This window comes from Oleiphilus sp. HI0061 (assembly GCF_001635675.1).
In genome coordinates, this window is the sequence record NZ_LWFE01001391.1 from 1 (window position 1) to 931 (window position 931).

General features: G+C 44.7%; 1 protein-coding gene. It reads left to right on the top strand.

Going from position 1 to position 931, the window contains the following annotated elements; all coding sequences use genetic code 11:
- A partial coding sequence (locus A3735_RS21900) for an AMP-binding protein (protein ID WP_156499819.1) occupies positions 1-931 on the top strand: 931 nt, incomplete at both ends.

The window sequence follows — 931 nt, forward strand, 5'->3', positions numbered from 1 at the left end:
AATCTAAGCCAGTACCCAATTGCTGCTTACGCCGCGTTGCGTGCTGGTTTAGTCGTGGTAAACACAAACCCTCTTTACACGCCTAGAGAAATGCAGCATCAATTCTCAGATTCAGGTGCCAAGGCGATAATTATTCTAGAAGACCTGTTGCCCAACTTAGAAAAAATCAAGGGTGATACGGCGCTGGAGCTAGTGATTTCANCAGGTGCTGCGGATTTACTAAGCGACTCCCCGACGCCTGCTCCAGAGGGTTGCCACTCTTTTAGCCAAATCCTCAATGATTTTGATCAGGCTAAATTGCAAGCCCGTAAAGATATTGGCCCAGATGATTTATGTATGCTCCAGTACACTGGAGGCACAACTGGCGTTTCTAAAGGTGCTTGTTTAAGCCACCGAAATGTCATAAGTAATGCTAAACAATGTTTGGATAGACTTGCTACAGGGTGTAGAGAAGGGCAAGAGATATTTGTGTGCCCATTACCCCTCTACCATATCTATGCCTTTACAGTGAATATGATTATGTTTGCGAGCAAAGGCAATCTCAATGTACTCATTCCTAACCCTAGGGATCTTAACGCCTTTATTAATGCCATCAAACCTTTCGAATTTACCGGCATATCAGGGATCAACACTCTCTTCGTCGGTCTTTGTATGCAGGAAGAATTTAAAGCGCTAGATTTTTCAGCACTGCGATTGACCGTCTCGGGTGGAACTGCCTTAACCTCTAATGCCAGTGAAATATGGAAAGATGTAACAGGCTGCAGTATTTCTGAAGGCTATGGGTTATCAGAAACATCTCCGGTCCTCTGCCTTAATGAACCTGGCAATGAAGAAATAGGCACAGTTGGGACACCTCTTTCTGATACAGAAATTCAGCTTTGGAATGATGACGATCAACCCGTATCTGAAGGTCGCGGACAGATCGTCGCTA